Origin of the sequence: Streptomyces sp. NPDC088732, from assembly GCF_044751205.1 — a bacterium.
GTDB lineage: Bacteria > Actinomycetota > Actinomycetes > Streptomycetales > Streptomycetaceae > Actinacidiphila.
On sequence record NZ_JBIVLI010000008.1, the window covers coordinates 193615 to 212032 of the forward strand.

General features: G+C 71.8%; 13 protein-coding genes and 1 pseudogene. 4 read left to right on the forward strand and 10 right to left on the reverse strand.

What is annotated here, in order from left to right; translation table 11 throughout:
- Positions 1–42: 42 nt before the first annotated feature.
- Positions 43–1572: pseudogene (locus ACIP9H_RS16190) on the forward strand (FAD-dependent monooxygenase); the annotation flags it as partial.
- Between the two features lie 99 nt (positions 1573–1671).
- On the opposite strand, the gene ACIP9H_RS16195 reads toward ACIP9H_RS16190, so the two are convergent.
- Entirely contained in the window at positions 1672–2547 is an 876-nt protein-coding gene (locus tag ACIP9H_RS16195) for a LysR family transcriptional regulator (RefSeq protein ID WP_401583248.1), read from the reverse strand.
- Between the two features lie 70 nt (positions 2548–2617).
- Here ACIP9H_RS16195 and ACIP9H_RS16200 point away from each other — a divergent pair, with 70 nt between their 5' ends.
- Complete coding sequence (locus ACIP9H_RS16200; protein ID WP_401583250.1) at positions 2618–2986, forward strand: nuclear transport factor 2 family protein; 369 nt, start codon at positions 2618–2620, stop codon at positions 2984–2986.
- 14 nt (positions 2987–3000) lie between these two features.
- Here ACIP9H_RS16200 and ACIP9H_RS16205 read toward each other — a convergent pair whose 3' ends face one another.
- The 5 genes from ACIP9H_RS16205 to ACIP9H_RS16225 all read right to left on the reverse strand — a co-directional run bounded on the left by ACIP9H_RS16205 (position 3001) and on the right by ACIP9H_RS16225 (position 11014).
- Positions 3001–3831, reverse strand: coding sequence for a GNAT family N-acetyltransferase (locus ACIP9H_RS16205; protein WP_401959494.1), 831 nt, complete (start codon positions 3829–3831; stop codon positions 3001–3003).
- Positions 3832–4150: 319 nt separating this feature from the next.
- The gene (locus ACIP9H_RS16210; protein ID WP_401959496.1) at positions 4151–7759 is read right to left on the reverse strand and encodes a S8 family serine peptidase; all 3609 of its coding nucleotides are present in this window, start codon (positions 7757–7759) and stop codon (positions 4151–4153) included.
- 558 nt (positions 7760–8317) lie between these two features.
- Complete coding sequence (locus ACIP9H_RS16215; protein ID WP_401583256.1) at positions 8318–8719, reverse strand: tautomerase family protein; 402 nt, start codon at positions 8717–8719, stop codon at positions 8318–8320.
- 223 nt (positions 8720–8942) lie between these two features.
- Complete coding sequence (locus ACIP9H_RS16220) at positions 8943–9722, reverse strand: SDR family NAD(P)-dependent oxidoreductase (RefSeq protein WP_401583257.1); 780 nt, start codon at positions 9720–9722, stop codon at positions 8943–8945.
- A 71-nt stretch (positions 9723–9793) separates the two neighbouring features.
- The gene (locus ACIP9H_RS16225) at positions 9794–11014 is read right to left on the reverse strand and encodes an alpha/beta hydrolase family protein (protein ID WP_401583259.1); all 1221 of its coding nucleotides are present in this window, start codon (positions 11012–11014) and stop codon (positions 9794–9796) included.
- Positions 11015–11251: 237 nt separating this feature from the next.
- Between ACIP9H_RS16225 and ACIP9H_RS16230 the strand changes: the two genes are divergently transcribed.
- Entirely contained in the window at positions 11252–11881 is a 630-nt protein-coding gene (locus ACIP9H_RS16230) for an isochorismatase family protein (protein ID WP_401583261.1), read from the forward strand.
- 25 nt (positions 11882–11906) lie between these two features.
- Here the strand turns inward: ACIP9H_RS16230 and ACIP9H_RS16235 are convergent, their stop codons facing one another.
- From ACIP9H_RS16235 to ACIP9H_RS16245, 3 genes are all read right to left on the reverse strand, one after another.
- Positions 11907–12377: a MarR family winged helix-turn-helix transcriptional regulator gene (locus ACIP9H_RS16235; protein WP_401583262.1), complete on the reverse strand. Its 471-nt coding sequence runs from the start codon at positions 12375–12377 to the stop codon at positions 11907–11909.
- A gap of 115 nt (positions 12378–12492) precedes the next feature.
- Positions 12493–12870 carry a DUF488 domain-containing protein gene (locus tag ACIP9H_RS16240; RefSeq protein WP_401583264.1) on the reverse strand — a complete coding sequence of 126 codons (378 nt, stop codon included), beginning with the start codon at positions 12868–12870 and terminating at the stop codon, positions 12493–12495.
- Between the two features lie 228 nt (positions 12871–13098).
- The gene (locus ACIP9H_RS16245) at positions 13099–16803 is read right to left on the reverse strand and encodes a S8 family serine peptidase (protein ID WP_401959499.1); all 3705 of its coding nucleotides are present in this window, start codon (positions 16801–16803) and stop codon (positions 13099–13101) included.
- Positions 16804–17209: 406 nt separating this feature from the next.
- Here ACIP9H_RS16245 and ACIP9H_RS16250 point away from each other — a divergent pair, with 406 nt between their 5' ends.
- Positions 17210–17581, forward strand: a complete 372-nt coding sequence (locus tag ACIP9H_RS16250; protein WP_401959501.1) for an ArsC/Spx/MgsR family protein — start codon at positions 17210–17212, stop codon at positions 17579–17581.
- Between the two features lie 79 nt (positions 17582–17660).
- Here ACIP9H_RS16250 and ACIP9H_RS16255 read toward each other — a convergent pair whose 3' ends face one another.
- Entirely contained in the window at positions 17661–18344 is a 684-nt protein-coding gene (locus tag ACIP9H_RS16255) for a hemerythrin domain-containing protein (RefSeq protein ID WP_401959503.1), read from the reverse strand.
- Between the last annotated feature and the right edge of the window lie 74 nt (positions 18345–18418).

Sequence of the window (18418 nt, forward strand, 5' to 3'; positions counted from 1 at the left end):
GGCCCGGCACCCGTTCTCTGTTACTGTCCCCGCCGACAGGCCAGTGCGGGCGACTCATCGGCGGAGGAACGCATGGGAGAGACCGTTGTCGTCGGTGCCGGGCCGACCGGTCTGTGGCTGGCGGCGGAACTGCGCCTGGCGGGCGTCGATGTGACCGTCGTCGAACGCCGCGAGGAGCGCTTCCCGCACTCGAAGGGCTTCACGATCCATCCGCGGACCATGGAGATCTGGGCATCGCGCGGGATCGACCACCTCTTCCTCGACGAGGGCAGGAAGATCCCGAACTCCCATTTCGGCCTGCTCGACCAGCGCGTCGACTTCAGCACGCTGGACACCCCCTTCCCGCACATCCTCGTGCTGGGCCAGCCGAGGGTCGAGGAACTGCTGGAGCAGTACGCCCTCGACCTGGGTGCGGACATCAGGCGCGGACACGCCTTCGCCGGCCTGACGCAGGACGCCGATTCGGTGGTGGCCCAGGTGGAGACCGCAGGCGGGCGGTACACGCTGGAGGCCGACTACCTGGTCGGTTGCGACGGCGCCGCGAGCGAGGTCCGCAAGGCCGTCGGCATCGCGTTCCCGGGAACGGACTCCACCGCGTACACCTGGATCGCCGACGTCACCCTCGACGACCCGCCGGACGTGCCGTACTTCCAGCGGAACAGCGCCGCGGGCCAGGCGCTCGTCGTCCCCATGGGCAACGGCGTCCACCGCGTCGGCGGGGTCAACGCCACCGGCGACGGCGACGACGACTGGACGCGCCATGCGGGCGCGGAGGAGCTCCGCGTCCGGCTGGCGGCCGTGGCCGGCTCGGACTTCGGCCTCCGCGATCCCCTGTGGGTGTCACGGACCGGATCCGCCAACCGGCTCGCGGAGCGCTACCGGTCCGGAAGGGTCCTGCTGGCCGGGGACGCCGCCCATCGCATCTTCCCCGTCGGCGGCCTGGGCCTCAACGTCGGCCTCCAGGACGCGTGGAACCTGGGATGGAAGCTCGCGGCCACCGTGCGGGGCTGGGCGCCCGGCGGGCTGCTGGACAGCTACCACGACGAACGCCATGCGGCCGGTGTCGCGCTGATGGAACTCGTCCGCGCGCAGACGTCGCTCATGACCGACTTCCGGCCGGATCTTCTCGCCCTGCGCTCGGTGCTGAACCGGGCCATCAGCGAGGTGCCCGAGTTCTCCGCTTCGCTGGCCAAGGAGCTGTCCGGGCTCGCCGTCGCCCATCCGCCGGGCGGCGACGCCCATCCGCTCGTCGGCCACCGGGCCCCGGACCTCCGACTCGCCGACGGCAGGGGGCTCTTCTCCGTCCTCGCCGCCGATCGGTACGTGCTGCTCATGGCCTCGAAGGCGGACGCGGAGACCGCGTCGCCGCGCACGGACGGCGGGCGTCCGCCGCACGTCCTGACCGTGGTCACGGACGCGCCCGACCGCGTCCGCCCGGAATGGGACCGGCTCCGCGCCGCACTGATCCGCCCGGACGGCCATGTCGCCTGGGCCGCGTCGACCCGCGACGGAACGGCGCTCACCGCCGAGGCGGCGGACGCGATCGCCGCGGTCCGGCGGCCGGGGGCCTGAGAACCGCTCTCCTCAAGCGGGTGCCGCAGGTACGAATCCTGCCTGGGTGCTCCCCTTCGGCTCGACCAGGCCGTGCATCGCCGTGATCGACGCGCAGGTCTAGCCGGTGTGCAGGGCGGCAAGGAGCCTGGCCCGCAGGAGTTGTACGGCTGGAGAAGACTGGCCATGGCGGGTGACGAGTCCGAGCCGGGCGTGCGTGGCGGCGTCGGTGAGCGAGACAGTCCGCACGTCGGCGCCCTGCACGGAGGACGCGCTCAGGACGGCAACCCCGGCGCCGCGCTCAACGAGGCGGAGCAGGGTGACCGGGGAACTGGCGTCGATGTCCACGCGTGGGTCGAGACCGATCCTGCGGCAGGAGTCCTCGTAGGCGGCGCGGATGCCGGTGCCTCGGGAAAGGCAGAGGATCTTCTCACCCTCCAGGTCGGCGAGACTCAATTCCTTCCGGTCGAGAGGGTGCCCGGCCGGGACGGCGACGGCAACCGGCTCGTCGAGGACGACGCTCACCTCCAGGCCCGGGGCGACATCGCCCGCATAACCGATCAGGGCCAGGTCGAGAGTGCCGGAGAGAGCGTGGGTCTGGAGGTCACCGGAGTAGCCCTCGTGAAGGCTGAGCTCGACGCCGGGGTGGGTACGGCCGAGATCCGCGACGGTATCGAGGAAGGCCGGGATCGAGCAGCCCATGATCATGCCGAGACGGACCCGGCCCCGGACGGCATCGGTGAACTCGGCGACGGTGTGCTCGATGGCCTCAAGGATGGCAAGGGCGCTCTTCGCCAGAGGGAGGACCGCCTCGCCGGCCGGCGTGAGGCGAATTCGTCGGCCGGAGCGGTCGAGCAACTGCTGGCCCAGTTCCAACTCCAGCTTGGCCACTTGGGTGCTGATGCCGGACTGGCTGACGTGCAGGCGATGAGCGGCAGCGGTGAAGGTGCCCTCGTCCATGATCGCGGCGAAGTAGCGAAGCTGATGAATCTCCATATCCAATGATGATAGAGGCCATCGGATCCATCTGTTGGACGGATGGAGGGAGCTGCTCAAGGATGAGGGCATGACGACAACGAAGACGGTGCGAGAGCTTGCCGAGACCTACTTCACCGCCTGGGAAGCAGGCGACTTCCAGACCCTGCGGGGGCTGCTGGCCGAGGATGTCGACTTCGTCGGGGCACTGGGAACAGCGTCCGGGGTGGAGGAGGCGCTCGCAGGACTGAAGGGGCTCGGTCAAGTGCTGGAGAAGATCGACGTGAAGGTACGGGTGGCGGAAAATGATGACGCGATCACCTGGTTCGACCTGCACACAAGCGTTGCGCCGCCCACCCCGACGGCGAACTGGATGCACGCGGAGAACGGGAAGCTCACCCGGATCCGGGTGACCTTCGACCCCCGCGCACTGCTGGCGGGATTCGAGAAACACCACTGACGACGACTCCAACGTCACCCGAAGAACCCCGAGGGGATGTATGGCTCCGGTGGCCGCATTCCGCGCAGGCAGACCCAGGCGGACGTGCTGAGTTCCAGTCCGGCGGTCAGCCCCACGTCCACGGCCCACTGCTGCTCGGCCGTCACATTGGCGATCTGTGCCGGGGCACCCTCGGGCAGGCTCAGTAGTGCGGCCGTGAGCAGCCGGGACGCCAGGCGGCGTGAGGTGGCGGCGAGCAGGCGTATGTTCCCGTACGGGTCGATGTAGCAGTAGCCGCTGCCGGCCAGGTCGTCGACGATCAGCAGGTCGCTCTCGGTGAGCAGTTGTTCGTGGTCGGGGCCGTGGGCGCTGCCCCGGGTACGCCGGTCGACGGAGTCCACCAGGTCGCGGTGCTTGGCCGAGCCCTCGTGCACCGCCCCGTCGGGCGTCGGCAGGTCGTCCTTGCGGACGGCGCCCTCCAAGCGCATCGCCGGATGCAGCACGAAGCCCGCCCGACGGTAGGTCGCCGCCGCCCGCGGATCGGGGGAACTGCAGATGATGCCGCGCAGGCAGCCACGCCCGTAGGCCATGGCGGCGGCGAGCAGTTCGCGGCCGACCCCCTGCCGCTGCGCGGAGGGCAGCACGGCAAGGAGCGCCAGCCCCCAGGTCCCCTCGCGGCGGGTCGACAGGGCGACCCCGAGCGGCATGCCGGAGGTCTCGTCCACGGCGAGCCAGCAGCCCCCGGGGTCGGTGCGCGCGACCCACCGGTTGCGCCGGCGCAGCATGGCGGCCACCTCGGGAGGCATCTCCTCGGGAGGGCCACCGCTGGGCAGGGCATCTGAGGCACCGGACACGGCGGAGGCCACAACCGTGCTGCGGCATCGAGTTCGGATACGAGGACGCGTCAGACGCGGGCGTGATCAAGGCCCGTAACGACTGGGTCGCCCAGGGGTACCCCTGGAAGGGCGACGTTGGGGAAAGACCGGCCGACTGGGATCCGGAGGCGCAACTGCGCGCGTCGCTGCCGGTCCCGTGGCCCATGGGTGATCACGGTGCCGAATCAGCGCAGGATCCGAAGTCGTCCCACTGAGGTCTGCGACACAGCAAGGGCCGCGCTCACATCGGACTCCCCGGCCCGGGGTGCCGCGGAGCGGCCGGTGGCGGGCACCGGCCGCTCTGCGGAGGTCACTTCAGGCCGAAGGCCCGGGTGACCGTCTGGGTGATGCCGCCGCCGTTGCGCTGCGCGGCGGTGACCCGGATCGAGACGTAGTGCGCCCCGGCCGGTGCGTGGAGCTGGGTCTGCCAGGTGCCCTTGTTCTCCTTCATGTTCTGCGGCTGCCAGGATTTACCGTCGTCGTAGGACACGTCGAGCCGGACTGAGGAGACCGCGTCCTTCGCGGCGTCACTGCCGACGACGGCGGGTGTGACGGAGAAGGCCGACGTGCGCTTGGCCCGTCCGTCGAGGTCCACGTCGGTGGTGTAGTCGAGTTGGGCGAGCGGCAGGGCCTGGTCGTCGGCGGTGCCGGACAGGAACGTCCACTCGGTGTGCGTGGTGGCGGAGTAGGGGGTGAATTCGGCGTTGGCCCTGGTGTCGACGACCAGCCGGTACGGGAGCTTCTGGGGTGCCAGGTCGCCCACCCCGAAATCGGGCCGCGGCCCGCTCTGCACCAGCAGCCGGTCCCCCTGGTAGAGCGCGAAGCTGCGCGACCACAGGGACGACGTGTCACCGCTGTGGGCGGATCCCCCGTCGCCGAATCCCGCGATCATGCCGCCCATGGCGTTGCCGACCCGGTGCGGGACCTCGAAGCCCAGGATGCGCGGCCGGGTGATCGGGCCGAACCAGTGCTCGCTGTGCACGCTGCCCGGCTGGTAGCCCACGACGTCGGTGAAGGTCCCCCAGCCGTCGGTGGACGCGTACTGCTGCCACTTGACGCCCTTCCCGGCGGACACCCAGTCGGTCCGCTGCCCACGGGCGACCGGTTCCCTCGGAAACGGCGGGACCCGCACCGATCCGTAGACGGCGTACGGGTAGCCGGCCGGCCAGAACTCGTACGGCGGGCTGTCCTCCCGGCTCTCCACGACCTGCACGCCGGCGGGCGGTGCGAAGACGTTGTCGATGCGCGCGAGGCTGCCGGGGTCGGTGGCCGCCGACGGGTCCTGCGGGATGCCTCCCTGGTGGTAGTCGGCCAGGTCGTACAGGTACGCGGGCGAGGGGTGGGCCTCGACCGCCAGCTTCGTCGCGGCCCTGCCCGCGGAGGTGATCCGCCGGATCAGCGCCTCACCCTCGTCCGTGGTGAGCGAGGCGACCGGGACCGGACCGGTGCCCGTGCCGTCCGGGGTGCCGTACCAGTCGGTCCCCCGGCCGTCCCCGTCGTTGACCACCAGGAGCATCGCCGCACCCGCGGCGCGCGCCGCGGCCGCCTGGTCCGCGGGGGCCACGTCGGCACTGCGGCGGACGACCGCGGCCTTGCCGCGTGCGGACAGGCCCGCGTAGCCGGCAGCCGTTCCGTCGCCGGCGAAGACGGCGTCCACGTGCGCGGTGCCGTCGCGGAACTGAGGGGATCCCGGCTGCACCAGCAGTGTGTCGTCGAGAGAGCGTCCGGCGTAGCTGATCCTCAGCGGGGTCTGCTCGGCCCGGATCCGGGTGGTGAAGACGAAACTGCCCTTCTTCACCTTGCCGTTGGTCGGGAGGGCCCAGAGGCTGTCGTACGCGGGCGAGGGCAGCAGGATCTCGTGCAGGGCCTGCGTGTCGCTGGGCGTGGGCTCGGCCGAGGTGAAGGAGCGGAAGAGGTCGATCCTGCTGGTGGTCACGGACGTGGGCTTGGGCGTCGCCACCTTGACCTGGCGGATGCGCGAGGCGTCGAGGTCGACGGTCCGGTCGGCCGTCAGGTCGACTTCGGGGGCGGTCAGCACCGCGAACCCGAGGGAGTGCGGGCCGTGGCGGCCCTCCACGTCCAGCGTGGACACCACGGTGTAGGAGCCGGGCGCCCAGCGGCTGCTGAGCGTGCCGTCCGGGGCCCACATGACGGTGGTCCTCCCGTCGGCTCCGGTGATCTCGACCTCACCGCTGACCGGCTTGCCGGAGCGGTCCTTCAGATGCACCGTCAGGGTGTGCTTCTCGGACTCGACGGACAGGCCCACGGCCGTGTGCACGGAACCGGCCTGCGAGACCGCGGTGACCTGGGCGGCGTACTGGCCGGGAGCCAGTCCTCCCGGGTTCGCCGTGATGCCGACGGTCGCGGATCCGCGCGCCGGTACGGTGACGCGGTCGGCGGCCAGGGTGAACACCCCGGCGGGCGAGGCCCCGCGATCGGTCGAGAGCCGCAACGACACCGCGCGGTCCGTGGTGTTGGTGTACGTGATCTTCCGCGTGACCGGATCGTGCTTCCGGTCCTTGGCCCAGCGCACGAGTCCGGCGTCCACCGAACCGGTCGCGACGACCTGGTCCTTCAGGTAGGCCGCGGCCACGTCCAGCCGCCCGGTGCCGGCCTGGTACGGGCTGTAGTCGGGCGTCAGGACGCTGGTGCCCATCAGCGCGTCCTTGATCTGCCCCCCGGTCCACGACGGGTGCTTCTGGGCCAGCAGGACGGCCGCGCCCGCGACATGGGGCGCCGCCATGGACGTGCCGCTGTCGGAGCGGTACCAGCCCTCGCCGCCGTCGGTCATGTACTGGGAGCGCGCCGCCGTCACGTCGACACCGGGGGCCGTCAGATCTGGCTTGAGGCCGTCGTCGTTCAGCCGGGGTCCGGCGCTGGAGAAGTCGGCGAGGTGGTCGGAGCCGTCCACCGCGCCGACGGTGAGCGCGGCGTCCGCGGTTCCCGGCGCGCTCACGCTGTAGGGGCTGTTGCCGCTGTTGCCCGCGGCGATGACGAACAGCGCGCCCGTCTCGGCGCTCAGCTCGTTCACCGCCTGGCTCAGCGGGTCGTCCTGGGTGTGCCAGGCCGGCGTGCCCAGGCTCATGTTGACGACCTTGGCGTGTTCGGTCCGCACCGCCCACTCCATGCCCGCGATGATCCCCGATATCGCGCCCGAGCCGTTGTCGCCGAGGACCTTGCCGACCACGAGGTCGGCGCCGGGGGCGACACCGCGCTCCTTGCCGTCGGAAGCGGCGCCCGTCCCGGCGACCGTGGAGGCGGTGTGGGTGCCGTGGCCGTAGCGGTCCACGACCTCCTGGCCGGGGACGAAACTGCGCGACGCCACAATGCGGTCGGCCAGGTCCGGGTGGGTGGCGTCCACGCCCGAGTCCAGCACCGCGACCCGCACCCCGGCGCCCGTACCGCCCGCGGCCCACGCCGCGGGTGCGCCGATCTGCGCGGTCGAATCGGCCAGCGTGGCCTGCGCCTTGGCGTCCAGCCACACCCCGTCCACACCGGCGGCGAAGGACGGCGCGGACGGGCCCGGGGAGGCCTCGGCGGTCCTCGCCGCCGGCAGGTCGCCGTCCCCTGCACCAGTCAGGGTCGACCAGAACGCGGTGGCCTTCGACCGCTGGGCGCGAACGGCCGCTCCGTGGACGGAGGGCAGGTCCACGGTGGTGGCCGTCCCCGGCAGTGCCTTCTCGGAGGCGCCGTTCGTGCGAGCGGACGCGGCATTGGAGCGGGTGATGATCAAGGGGAGCGCGCCGGCGTGGGCGTCGTCATAGCCCTGGGCCACCAGCCGTGTGACGTTGAAGAGTTGCTTGTCGAGTCGGCCTGTCGCGAGGTACGCCATGGCCTCGTCGGGGTACACAAACGTGTCCCCGCCTTCGGCGACCACACGCACGGACCCCTTGGCCCCCGGCGCGCGCTCGACATCCATCAAAGGAGCCTGGCCGCCCGCCTCCTGAGTCATCGTCACCTTGTCGCCGGTGATCAACGTCACGGTGACCGGCGCGTGCTGGGACCCGCCGGTTCCGGCCGGGGACGTGGCAGCGGGGAGGAGTGGGGCGGCGCCGTGGGCCGCCCCGGGAGTGCTCAGGGTGACGGCAAGAACCGCGGCAACCGATGCCGCAGATCTTCGGGCGAATGGAACGCGCACATTTCCTCCAGAGTCGACGATGGACGGCATCCGACCATCCCCGCAGGGGAAATGTAAAGGCCTTGAACTAATAACTTTCCTGGGCCGTCGTCAGATCGGCCGACGGCTGGACAACCCCCGCCACAACGGCACTTGACCAGACAGAACAGCCCGGGAACGGGCATCAGGAAACGCCCGCGAAATACCCCTTTCACCCCGCACGCAATTCGACATCCGGTGGTTTTCGAAGTTTTCACACATACGGAACAACGCGGAAATCCCGCCTCGGTACCGCCGATGAGAACCGAACGCGCGGAACCCCGGCGCCGCACCACCGGCGCCGGGGTCCGGGCCCCGCGGTCACCAGCGCGGAGCGGTGTCCGCGAGTTGGAGTTCGCCCCTGCCGAAGGAGAAGCTCTCGTTCGGAACGGGGATCAGCGCGATGAAGATGTCGTCCGGCGAGACGCCGACAGCCTCGGCCACCAGCCTGTTGATGGCGGCCGCGACCGCCCGCTTGTCCTCGAGGGGCCGGTGCGCCCCGAGGAGGACCGTGATGATCATCGCGTCGCTGCTGCGCTGCATCCCCATGAAGGTCGGGTCCAGGAACAGTTCGCTGTCGCTGTGCTCACTGATCACGATGAAGCGGTCGCCCTCGGGAATGCCGAGCCCCTGAACGAGCGACTGGTTGAGCGCGTCGGCGAGTGCGCCCTTCTGCTCCGGCGAGAAGCGGCCCGCGGGGACGTAGGCGTTGAAGACGGGCATGGCATGCTCCTTCGGCAGGGAGGCCCGGGGTCCGCGACGCGGTCCGGCCGGGCGTGGACCGTGTGCGGAGGCGAGTGTGCGGCGCCCTCCGGAGACCCGGCCGTCCGGGCACGGCACGCGCGTCCGCCCCGAAAGGGCTCACGAGGGCATTCTCATCGAGGGTGCACTCCCCCGCGAGGCGGCCGCACGTACGATGCGCCGACTTCCCCGGGCCGAACACGCCCTACAGGCGTGCCGTCATCCCGCCGTCGATCGCGAGCGCGGCCCCCGTGATGAAGCCCGTCTCGTCGCTCAGCAGGAACGCCGCGAAGGCGGCGACCTCCTCCGGCCGCCCCATCCGCCCGAGCGGGTGCATCGCCTCGGCCGCGCGCCAGGACTCCTCCCACGTCACGCCCGGCAGGCCACCGGCCAGCCCCCGCGACAAGGGGGTGTCCACGCCGCCGGTGATCAGGGCGTTGATCCTGATCCCCGCCGGGGCCGCGTCCAGCGCCGCCGAGCGCGTCAGCCCGATCACGCCGTGCTTGGCGGCGTTGTAGGACGCCATGTTCGGGTAGGCGGCGACGCCGCAGGCGGAGGCGTTGTTGAGGATGGCGCCGCCCCCGGCGGCCCGGAGCGCGGGGATCTGGTGCTTCAGGCCGTAGAAGACACTGCTGAGGTTCAGCTCCAGCTCCGCGCGCCAGGCCGCGCCGTCGATCCCGGTGATCGGGCCCATGGCCGTGGGGGCGCCGACGTTGTTGAACGCGCCGTCGAGCCGGCCGTACCGGCTCACCGTCCACTGGACGAGTTCGGCCACCTCGGCCTCCGCGGTCACGTCGGTGGGGACGAAGACCGCCTCGCCACCGGCCGCGCGGATGCCGGCCACCACCGCGTGGCCGACCTCCTCGCCGCGCGCCGCCAGGACGACCTTCGCGCCCTCGCCCGCGATCCGCTCCGCGGTCGCCCGGCCCACGCCGGACGTGGCCCCGGTGATCAGGACGACCTTGTCTGTGAATCGGGCGGACACGCGACCCTCCCGTGCTCAGTCGGGCCGGAGGCCGGGCACGAGCCTCCGGCGGGGCCCTGCGGGCAGGTGGTTCACATCCCGCCGTGGGCCGGCGCGGCAGTGGTTGCCAGGGGGGCCCGCTCGCGGTCCGCTGCCGCCGCCCGCTCCTCGACCCAGGTCCGGGCCACGTTCCACGCGTGTCCCGCCGGGTCCACGACGTCGAAGTGGCCGGCGCCGGGCGAGGCCACGAAGGTGACGTCCGCGCCCCTGGCGGCCGCCGCCTCCGCGTACGTCCGGCCGTATGCGGGCGGAATGACGTCGTCGGCCGTGCCGTGGATCACGAGTACCGGCACGCCTCCATTCTCCAGCAGAACGGGAGACGCCGCCGCGTACCGCTCGCCGTACTCGGTGACGCGCCCGCCGAGCAGGAGCGGCACGATCCCGTCGTGCGCACGCGAGGCGACGGCGTTCCAGGGGTCCGGCAGGGACGGCGACGGCGCACCGGCCGGCGGCTGAGCGTCCGCCTCCGCGAGCTCCGCTCCGAGCCGGGCCTCGTCGGCCGCGACCAGGTCGAGCACGCCGGCCAGGGTCACGACGCCGAGCGGCCGCACCTTCGGACGGGCACCCGGGACACCGTCGGGCAGCACGGACCGGTGCGCGGTCCACGTGGCGAGCTGGCCCCCGGCGGAGTGGCCCACGACCAGGATCCGGTCCGCGTCGATCGAGGGGTCGAGGTCCGGTACCGCGTCCACGGCGGCCGCCACGTCGTCGAAGGTGCCGGGCCAGCCGCCGCCGGGCTCGCCGATGCGCCGGTACTCGATGTTCCAGACCGCGAACCCCCGCGAGACCAGGTCCTCCGCGAGGGCGGTCGACTGCCTGCGGTCGAACATCGCCGCCCACCAACCGCCGTGGATCAGCACGACGGTGGGGAACGGGCCGTCGCCCTGCGGCAGGTACAGCTCTCCGACCTGCGACGGTTCCGGGCCGTACGCGATGGTGCGGACCGCGCGCGGGCCGTCCTCCGCGTCGTCGTACCGCACGGCGCTCTCGGCGCTCACCAGCGTGTCGATCGTGGCGAAGAAGGCGGCGATGCCGGGGAGGTTGCCGCCCTTCGCGCTCGATTCGTCGTACGCCTGCGCGTCGGTCCACTCGACGATGTCGAGCCAGGTGTCGTCCGCCACGCGGACCAGTCGTGCGGCGATGAATCCCCGCCGGTCCTTGCGGAAGTCGGCGAGCATCCCGCTCCGGGCGGCCAGCATCGCCGACGTCCGCTCGGGCGTGACAGTGAAGGTGGTCAACTCGATCACAGACATGGAGGAGCTCCCGGCGGTGCGGCATCTCGGAACAGAGGCTGACAGTAAGTTTTCATGACTATCAAGATTACTTACCAATGAGCCTAAGGAGTCGTCCGCGCGATGGCAACCCACCGCTCCGCCCACCCCTCCAGGGCTGCTTGCACGGGTGGAAAAGGAGCGTTACGTTCGCATTGGTCATGAATTTTGACTGTCGCGATGAGTCACCATGCGTCCATCGGAAAAGGTGAGCACGTCATGCCCGACACGACGTTCCGCGAGTTTCTGACCACCGACAACGCGGCACTGGTCCTGGTCGACCACCAAGTGGGCCTCTACAGCGGGGTCCGGGACACCGACCTGCTGGAGCTGAAGCACAATGTGGTCGCCCTGGCGAAGGCGGCGCAGGTGCTCAACCTGCCGATCGTGGTCACCACCACGGCCGCGGACAGCATGTGGGGACCGCTCGTCCCCGAACTCGCCGAGGTCCTGCCGGACGATGTCGACGTCATCGACCGCGGCACGGTGAACGCCTGGCACGACAGCCGGGTACGGGACCGGATCAGGGCGACCGGTCGGCAGCGGCTGATCTTCACCGGCATCTCGCTCGAAGTGTGCGCCACCCTGCCGGCCATCGCCGCGGCTGCCGAGGGCTTCGCCACGTACGTCGCCCTCGACGCCTCCGGTACCTTCTCCGACGCCAAGCGCGAGGCCGGGCTCATCCGGCTCCAGCAGGCAGGGGCCGTCGTCAGCGACTACGCCACGCTGATGGTCGAGATCCTCGCCGACAACGCCTCGCCCCTCGCCGGGGACGTGTACGGAGCACTCGACATGCCCTTCTCGGTCATCGTCGGCCAGCTCTCGGCGGCGTACACCAAACACGCATGACGGGCACGGCGGTGCGCCGGCGGCGTCAGTCGGCAGCGACCGTGCTCGCGTCGCGGCGCTGCTGCTCGACGACATCCACGAACAGGCGCTTGAACTCGGCGTAGACACCGACCCCGAGGCGCTGCGCGTGGCGTGCCTGCATCTCCGTCATGATCTTGTCCGCGGCGGCCATCTGGGCGCGACCGCGCTCGGTGGGGCACACGAGCTTGGCCCTCCGGTCCGCGGGATCGTTGTGCCGCTCGACGTAGCCCAGCTCGGTGAGTTCGTCGACGAGCGTCCCGATCACCTGCTTGTGCTGACCGGACACCCGGGCCAGGTCGGTCGCGCGGATGCCCTCCGCCTGGAGGTAGGCGAGGACGGCACCGTGACGGGGCTTCAGGTCGTCGAACCCGAGGTCGTGCAGACGGGAGAAGAGTTCGGCCTGGACGGCGAACAGCAGGCGCCCGGCCAGCACCCCGAGATCCGGGTCAGCAACGTTGCGCACCGTGCGGCTCACGCCCCTTCTCCACTGCCTCACCCCGGGAGCTGACGCCCCGTATCCCGATCCGGTGATTGTAACGGCGCGGCGGGCGGCCGTACGGGCGGCATGACGAGGGTCCGCCCCCGTCGTGTCAGCGGCGGCTCGCCGTGCCGGCGGCGCCCAGCCATTGGGCGAGGACGGCGGCCTCGCTGCGGTCGAGGTCCTTGGTGGCGGTGAGCAACGTGACCCTGCCGTGGGCGGCGAGGTCGCGCAGGTGCCGGACGGCGGGCCGGTGATCGGCGTCCTCCAGCTCGCCGATGTAGCGGTCGCGGAACTCCGCGAAGCGCTCGGGGTCGTGGTGGTACCACGTGCGCAGATCCGCGGAGGGCGCCACGTCGCGGAGCCATTCGTCGAGACGGGCCCGCTCCTTGCTCATCCCGCGGGGCCACAGGCGGTCCACGAGCACGCGCTTGCCGTCGCGCGGCGAGGTCTCCTCGTAGATCCTCTGGCAGCTGAATCGTCCGGCCATGGCCGTCGTCACCTTCCCGGTGGGACTGCCCGGCGTCCGGTCCGAAGCCGGCCGTGCCGGGGCGGGAACCTCTGGTGATCACTCTATCGGCGGTACGGCGCCGTGGCCCGGCGAGCGCGGCGACGGCGCCCGGCGGTGCCCGTGGACGCCCGTGGACGCCGCGTGGGCGGGGCCGCCGGCTGCGGCCCCGCCCACGCGGTACTGACCCGGGTGCCCCGGGGGGTGACGTCAGCGCAGGCCGAAGGCCCGGGTGATCGTCTGCGAGACGGCGTTGCCCGCGTTGTCCCGTGCGCCGACCCGGAGGGTGACGAAACCGGCCGACCGCGGCGCGCGCAGGTTCGTCCGCCATCCGTCGTCGCACCGGCTCAGGTCGGACCGCTGCCAGGTCTTGCCGTCGTCGTACGACACCTCGACGGACGGCTTGCCGATGGCGGCGGTAGTGCCCGGCAGGTGCGAGGCGGTCACCGTCAGCGGGGCGCGCCGGTCGGCACGGCCCGAGGCGTCGGTGTCCACGCCGTAGTCGAGCTGGATCAGCGGCAGGGACACCGCCGCGTCGCTGCCGGTGACCGCGGAGGTGAAGTCCCACTCCGTCAGGGTGTGCGTCGAGTACGGACTGGCCCAGGTGCCGCGGTCGTTGTCGAGGACCAGCCGGTACGGCAGGCGCTCCGCGCCGAGCCCGGGAACCTGCAGGTACTCGGCGTTGCCCCAGTCGAGCTGCTGGTCGCCCTGGTACAGCGACATCCAGTCCTTGACGTCGAAGTTCGCCCCGGCCTCGCCGACATGGCCGGAGCCCGAGTCGCCCCAGCCGGGCGCGGTGATGTACATCGTGTCGAGGTAGCGCACCGGCTGGTAGTTGACCGGGCCCATGCGGGGCCGCTGGATCGGGCCGAACCACTTCACCTCGGCGGTCTTGCGCGCCGGGTAGGTCAGCGGCCCCATCGCGTGCTGCCCCGTCTCGCCCTGGATGAAGGCGTCGTCCAGCCACGTGGTCCCGGCGGTGACCCAGTCGGTGCGCTCGCCCTGCGCGGGCGCGGTGAGCTGGTTGCCCACGGCCCAGCCGCGCCAGACGTCCGGACGGAACTCCATGGCCTTGCCCTGCCGGAAGTTCCGGAAGGAGACGTTCACCCGGCCGAGGTCCTTGGTCTCCTCACGCCAGGTGGGATCCTCCGGGACGGCGCCGGTCCAGTGGTGCACGACGTCGTAGACATAGTCGGTCGTGGGGTGCGAGGTGACCTTCAGCGGGACCGATCCGTGCCGGAGCGAGCCGATCAGCTGGGCGCCCTGGTCGGCGTTGAGCGTCGCCACCGTCACCGGGGCGGGGCTCAGCGGGCTCCAGGGGTTCTCGTCCCAGGGCTCCAGGCGGCCGGTGCCGTCGTTGACGACCAGCAGCAGCCGGGCCCCGGCAGCCGCGGCGGCGTCGGCCTGCGCCTCGATGGCGTCGGTTCCGGCGCTCCGCACCACGACGGCCTTGCCGCGCACATTCTGCCGCGCGAGTTCCTCGGCGGTGCCGTCACCGGCGAAGACCGTGGTCAGGTTCCGGGTCCCGGCGGGCAGCGGCGTGGCCGCGCGCTTGACCAGCGGGTCGTCGAAGGTCGTGGACTTCGTGCCCAGGGTCAACGCGGGCTGCTCGAGACGGAAGCGCGCGCCGGCCTCGAACTCGCCGTCGGTGACCTTCTTCCCGGTGGGCAGGGCCCAGATGCTGTCGTACGAGGGGTCGGGCAGCATCGAGGTCTCCACCAGGCTGTCGCTGTACGACCGGTGGGCGTCCAGACGCGGCGCGACGGCGGTGGTGTCCTGCGGCACGTGCGCCAGGATCCGGCGTGCCTTGCGGCCGTCCAGGGTGACGGTGCGGTCCTGGTCCAGCTTCACGTCGTTGAAGGCGAGCAGCACCATGCCGCGCGAGTGCTCCCCTTCCGCGCCCTGCACGTCGCCGGTGAGCCAGCCGCTGTAGGAGCCGACGGGCAGCCGTGCCGTACCGGTGCCGGACGCGTCGAGGTCCAGCACCGAGAAGAGGTGCTCGGCGCTGAGGACGACCCGGCCGGCCAGCGGCTTGCCGGAACGGTCCTTCGCGACGACCGTCAGGTTCTGCCGCTGGCCCTCGCGGGCCGCGCCGATCAGGGTCCGGGCGCGGACCGCTCCGGCGCCGTCGGTACCGGTGATCATGGCGCTGACCGACTGGTCACCGGCCAGCTTGTCCAGGGACGCGGTGAGCGTGACCGCGGCGGTGCCGTGCGCGGGCACGGTGACGTGGTCCGCGGAGAGGCTGAACAACCCCGCCGGGACGGTGCCGTTCACCGCGAGGGCGAGGCTGACCGGGGCGTCGCCGACGTTGGTGTACGTCACGGTCTGGACGTTGGTCTCCCCCGGCTTCGGGGGCCAGGTGTAGAAGCCGGAGTAGGCGCTCGTGGTGGCGAAGACCGTGGTGTGCACGGCCGCCGCCGCGTCGAGCCGGCCGGCGCCCGCCTGGTACGGGGTGTACGCCGGGGTCGCCTTGGCGCTGCTGACCAGCGCCTCCTTCAGCTGGGCGCCCGTCCAGTCGGGGTGCGCGGAGGCGAGGAGCGCGGCGGCGCCGGCGACGTGCGGCGTCGCCATCGACGTGCCGCTCATCGTGGTGTAGTAGCCGGAACCCCGCTTGTAGTGCGAGCGCGCCGCGACGATGTCGACACCGGGCGCGGTGATCTCCGGCTTGAGGCCGCCGTCGCCGTCGCGCGGGCCCTGGCTGGAGAAGTCGGCGAGCGTGTCGGTGGAGTCGACGGCGCCGACGGTCAGCGCGGAGTCCGCGGCACCGGGGCTGCTGATGGAGTGCGGGCCGCCGTTGCCCGCCGCGATCACGAACAACGCGCCTGTGTCGCGGCTGAGTTCGTCGACGGCCTGGCTCATCGGGTCGGACTTGTCGCCGCTGCCGCCCAGGCTCATGCTGATGATCCTGGCCTTCTGGTCGCGGGCGGCCCACTCCATGCCCGCGATGATCCAGGACTCCTGGCCGCTGCCCTCGGAGTTGAGCACCTTGCCGACGGCCAGCCGGGCGCCGGAGGCGACACCGCGCTCCTTGCCGTCGGAGGCGCTGCCCGTGCCCACGATGGTCGAGGCGACGTGCGTGCCGTGGCCGTTGTAGTCGGCGATGTCGTCCTCGCCAGGGACGAAGCTGGCGCTGTCGGACACCTGTCCGACCAGGTCGGGGTGTTCGGTGTCCGCGCCGCTGTCCAGCATCGCGACCTTCACGCCCTGGCCGGTGTCGCCCTCCGCCCAGACCTTGTCCGCGCCGATCTGGGCGGTGGAGTCGGCCAGATCGGCCTTCACCTTGCCGTCGAGCCAGACCTTGGCGACGCCGCCCGCGAACGACGGCTCGGCGGAGCGGGCCGCCGCGGCGGAACCACCGGTCAGCGAGGACCAGAACGCCGGTGCCTGCCGGTGGTTCTGTGCGAGGGCCGCGCCCTGGATGCTGTCCAGGCGGCGGACGCCGGTCGAGCCGGCCATCTTCGCCCGGGTGCGGGACGTGGCGGCGGCGCCGGTGTAGCGCACGATCAGCGGCAGTCCGGAGCTGTGCGCGTCGTCGTAGCCCTCGGCGATCAGCCGTGTCACATTGAACAGCTGCTTGTCGAGCTTCCCCGTGCTCACGTACGGCAGGGCGGCGTCGGGGTAGACGTAGGTGGCGCCGTCCACGACGGCACGGTGGAAGCCGGTGGTGGCTCCGCTCGCGGCCTGGAACGAGCGCACGACGGTGCCGTCGGCCGCGGTCCCGAGGGTGACCTTGTCACCCGTGATCAGCGTGACGGTGTGGGTGCCGGGGGTCTGATGGGCGGCGTCGTTGTGCGACACCTCACCGGCGGAGTACGCGGACACGGCGGCGGTCGCCGGTATGACGCCGAGTGTCAGCGCGGCAGCCACGGCGAGGGCGATCGGCCCGGGCCGGGGAATGGGAACCTTGGGCAAGGAGGACTCCTGAGGCGCGGCAATGAGCGAAAGATCACTGGATCCTCCGGCCGCCCTCGCCGTTGTTCAAGGGGTCGCACGCGTCACTCTTGCGCCATGGCACAGGTGCGCCGCGATCAGACGCGTTCGTCGGCCGTCGCGCGTCCGGGGGGACGGCGGTGGATCTCCACGTGAATTCGCCGTGTTCGGGGTGTTCGGGGTGTTCGGGCATGGGGCGACGGCCCTGTGGCGCCGGCCGGTTCGCGCAGCTCCCCACAGCACCGGTCCGGGCAGAGCCGCGCCCCGGGCGGCCTATCCTCGGGCTGTCCGGGCTCGCCCGCTCTGCCGGGACTTCCGCGCCACGACCCTCGCGCCGACCGGCGTCACCGCCTGACCGGCGGCCCGGCACCGACAGAAAGGCGAAGCCTTGGAGATCTGGATCAACCCGGCCTGCTCGAAGTGCCGTTCGGCCCTCACCGTCCTCGACGCGGAGGGAGCGCAGTACACCGTTCGGCGCTACCTGGACGACCCGCCCACCGCGGCCGAGCTCACCGCGCTGCTGGACCGGCTCGCCCTGGAGCCGTGGGACATCACGCGCCTCGGCGAACCGGTCGCGGAGGAGCTCGGCCTGACGGCGTGGGGCCGGGACGGCTCGACCCGCGAGCAGTGGATCGAAGCCCTGACCCGGCACCCGGCGCTCATCCAGCGGCCGATCATCACCGCGGACGACGGAACAGCCGTCGTGGCCCGCAGCGAGGACGCCGTCCGCTCCGTCCTGCCTCCGTCGTCATCGACGTGAACCGGGCACGGGCGGTGTGTATCGGCTCCCCTGTGGTCGATACACACCGCCCGTGACCGCGGCCCGGCCGGCGGAACCCTCAGGAACCGACGCGCGCGGGGCTGGCCGTTCCGTGGACCGAGCGGGCGTGGGCCGCGTAGCGGCGGCGCCCCAGGGTCGGGACGATCAGCCGCACGGGCAGCGGGGCCGTCGCCAGGACCGCCTTGACGACCTCCGGGTCGCCCTCGTACATCGCCATGCCGAAGACGAGCGGCAGGTCCTTCTTCGGCGTGTGCGCCATGCCGTGCTCGCCGAGCTGGTGCCATTCCGCCGCGGTGACGTGCTGAGCCGCCAGCGGCAGGATCTCCTTCTCCTCCAGCGCCATGTGCTCGATGAGCACGGTCAGCAGCCGCTCGAAGGCATCGGCGAGCCGCTCGCCGTCCCGTCCCGTGGAGCGCCAGCCCGCGATGAGTCCGGTCACCTCGGTGTGCAGTGCGTCGATCGCGTGGTGCTGCTGCTCCATCGTCGGCACGATGGCCTCCGCCTGCTCGCCGGCCCGCTCGACGAGCTTGGGCCACAGCAGGAGGTCCTCGCCCTCGTGGTGCGTGTGCAGCACCCGGCACACCAGCGCCGCGTGCGCGCCGACGACCTCCGCGCGGCGGGTGTCGCCCGGCGCGACGGACCGGATGAGGGCGGGAAGCAGCCTGAACTCCCGGCGCAGCGCGGTGTGGGCCATGTACATCTCGCGCGTGTCGGCCATGGGTTCGTCAAGGAGTGGAGCCATTGTCTCTTCCTCTTACGGCCGCCTGGCATCCCGGAGGATGGCGCGGCCCGGTCGGGCAGGACCCTGCGCGGTGG

What these genes read in the sequence shown, in the direction of transcription:
- ACIP9H_RS16210 (WP_401959496.1), bottom strand. Translation starts at nt 7,759, where the DNA reads ATGGATGTCGAGCGCGCGCCGGGGGCCAAGGGGTCCGTGCGTGTGGTC.
- ACIP9H_RS16255 (WP_401959503.1), bottom strand. Translation starts at nt 18,344, where the DNA reads ATGGCTCCACTCCTTGACGAACCCATGGCCGACACGCGCGAGATGTAC.
- ACIP9H_RS16200 (WP_401583250.1), top strand. Translation starts at nt 2,618, where the DNA reads ATGACGACAACGAAGACGGTGCGAGAGCTTGCCGAGACCTACTTCACC.
- ACIP9H_RS16230 (WP_401583261.1), top strand. Translation starts at nt 11,252, where the DNA reads ATGCCCGACACGACGTTCCGCGAGTTTCTGACCACCGACAACGCGGCA.
- ACIP9H_RS16215 (WP_401583256.1), bottom strand. Translation starts at nt 8,719, where the DNA reads ATGCCCGTCTTCAACGCCTACGTCCCCGCGGGCCGCTTCTCGCCGGAG.
- ACIP9H_RS16195 (WP_401583248.1), bottom strand. Translation starts at nt 2,547, where the DNA reads ATGGAGATTCATCAGCTTCGCTACTTCGCCGCGATCATGGACGAGGGC.
- ACIP9H_RS16225 (WP_401583259.1), bottom strand. Translation starts at nt 11,014, where the DNA reads ATGTCTGTGATCGAGTTGACCACCTTCACTGTCACGCCCGAGCGGACG.
- ACIP9H_RS16240 (WP_401583264.1), bottom strand. Translation starts at nt 12,870, where the DNA reads ATGGCCGGACGATTCAGCTGCCAGAGGATCTACGAGGAGACCTCGCCG.